At 53.5% G+C, this 2,546-nt stretch carries 1 protein-coding gene; it reads left to right on the top strand.

The window, feature by feature from the left end; all coding sequences use genetic code 11:
- Nucleotides 1-60: 60 nt before the first annotated feature.
- Nucleotides 61-2,546: M10 family metallopeptidase C-terminal domain-containing protein (locus tag BV911_RS18590; RefSeq protein ID WP_205963920.1), on the top strand; the 2,486-nt coding region annotated here is incomplete at its 3' end.

Here is a 2,546-nt window from a genome sequence, read left to right as displayed (position 1 = left end):
ATATTGCACTGAAAACTTCAACTTCTCTTTAACGATTTGCTCACATTGAGGGATGGGACTATGTCGGAAGAAGACCACACAACTGAAGAAGATCACAGCACTCACGACGAATACGACGTTCACGACATGCCAATCTATACGCTGGAGACGGCAGATGGCACATTGGATCCTGCGTTTCCATCGCCACAGGAAGCGGTGAATTCAGCGGATAGCGGCGCAATACCGGACGACACGGACGTTATCGCGCTTGACTGGGCGTCTACCTGGGGCACCAGCGGTGCCATCACCTTCGCATTTTCCACTCATGCCGATCAATATCTCAGCTTTTTTGAGATTAATTTTGGGATCGAAATTCCGTATTCGAATTACGACGAACCTGACTCTCTGATCTTGGCGAACGCTCAAGCGCAACGGGTGTTTCGGGACGCGATTTCTAAATGGGGGGCGTTAATCGCGGTCGAGATTACCGAAGAGGTGCCCACAACCGATACCGATATCTTGATTGCAGGGTCGACCGAACCCTCGACGGCTTGGGCCTATGCACCGGGCCTGCAACCCTTGAACGGGGATATCTGGATCAACTTCGACGCCACCAAGGGATCAGGTTCCTCACTTTTGTTCGACAAATTGGTTAATGATACGCAAACCTATGTCGGCAGCTATGAGTATCTGGTGGCAATGCACGAGTTCGGGCATAGCCTTGGCTTGAAGCATCCACACCAGATCAATTCAAGCAATCCGGCGTTGTCGCTGGAGTTTGACAGCCTTGAATATACGGTGATGTCCTACCGGTCTTATATTGGCGATGCGTCGGCAGGGAGCTATTCGGTCGAAGCATGGGGCTATCCCCAGTCGATGATGATCCTGGACATTGCGCAGATTCAGGCAACCTACGGCGCGAATTATGCAACGGAATCCGGCGATACGTTGTATCAGTTCGATACGGCAACCGGTGCGATGTCGATCAATGGCGTATTGGTGGAAACGCCGGGCGCGAACCGCGTCTTTCGCACGATTTGGGATGGGGGTGGGACGGATACCCTTGATCTGAGTAATTACACCACGGATCTGGTGATCAATCTGACCCCGGGCACTGGCACAGATCTGGATGTGGGCGGTCTGTCGCAACGATCTGCACTGGGCAGAGACACCTATGATCTTGACGGTGATGGCGACAAATCCGAGTGGGTCTATGCCTCTTACCATCTCTACATGTCGTTGCTTTATGAGGATAATGCAGCCAGCCTGATCGAAAATGCGGTCGGTGGCTCTGGCAATGACGTGATCATCGGAAATGATGCAAACAACTTGTTGCAAGGCGGGCTGGGTGCCGACACCCTGACGCTTGGGCTTGGGTCTGATACGGTACAGGGCACCCTTGCGGAACTTGATGGGGATACGATTTCGGACTTTGCGACCGAAGATCGTATCTTGGTTGAAGGCAGTGTTTTATCCTTGGCTATGGTGGCCTTCGACAAAGTTGCCGGAACCGTGTTGATCGACGCAGACGCAGACGCCGACGGCAGTGCAGATGCGGTCGTTTCGGTGGGGTTCGAGACACCGGACACGCCCATGGCGTTGACGGCCTATGCGGACTTCAGCGTGATTGGTGCGGCTGAAGATGGCGTCATTGGCATGACCATGAGCAACGACCTCTTCTACAGTTCGTCAACGGAGGATCTGCTGGTCTTCGGAAATGACGGAAATGATACGCTTTCCGGTGGCAGCGGCAATGACACATTGGTCGGTGGCAATGAAGCTGATTACCTCTTGGGCGGCGATGGTGATGACGTTCTGATCGGCGGCGTTGGAGGAGATGTTTTCGTCGGCGGTGCCGGAGCAGATCACTTTGTTATCCACTTGTCGGACGTGCAAGGCGGAGGACTGACAGATAAGATCCGGGATTTCGATACCAGCGAAGATGTCCTGGAATTTCGTCAATTTAACGCCCAATCGATGAGCGAACTTGAGCTCTATGATTATCCGAATGTCGGGGTCGTTTTGCGTGTCGATGGATATACAATGCTCGTGCAAGAGGCTGTGCTGGGTGAGCTGACGGAGGCGAATTTCCTGTTCTCCGACGAAGCGTATGCGGTGGCTGATACCTATGAAACCACTGAGTTTATCCTGACCTCAGGTGCGGATCGTTGGAAAACCCAAGATAACAATGACGCGACGGTCTACGCCGGAGCGGGCGCGGATTTATTGGAAAGTGGCGGCGGAAACGATTTCCTGTATTCCGGCGATGATAACGACGCCATTTTTGGCGGTGCTGGGGATGATTACTTGGATGGCGGTACCGGTAGCGACTACCTGACCGGCGGCGCCGGGGCTGACATCTTCGTGTTCCGGGCCAGCGATGTCGATAACGCGACCGGGTTGACGGGGGATATCGTTCGCGATTTCACCGTCGGCGAGGACGTGATCGAGATGTCTGGTTTCGGCTTTACGTCAATCGACGACCTGCAGTTCTTCAAGTTCTCAAACAACACGTTTGTGTACATCAACATGGAACAGACGATCCTGCTTGAGGGCATTCCAGACGC

Source organism: Pseudoruegeria sp. SK021, assembly GCF_002119405.1.
GTDB lineage: Bacteria > Pseudomonadota > Alphaproteobacteria > Rhodobacterales > Rhodobacteraceae > Meridianimarinicoccus.
Note: the sequence above shows the minus strand (reverse complement) of the source record. Positions and strands in the feature narration are given on the sequence as shown.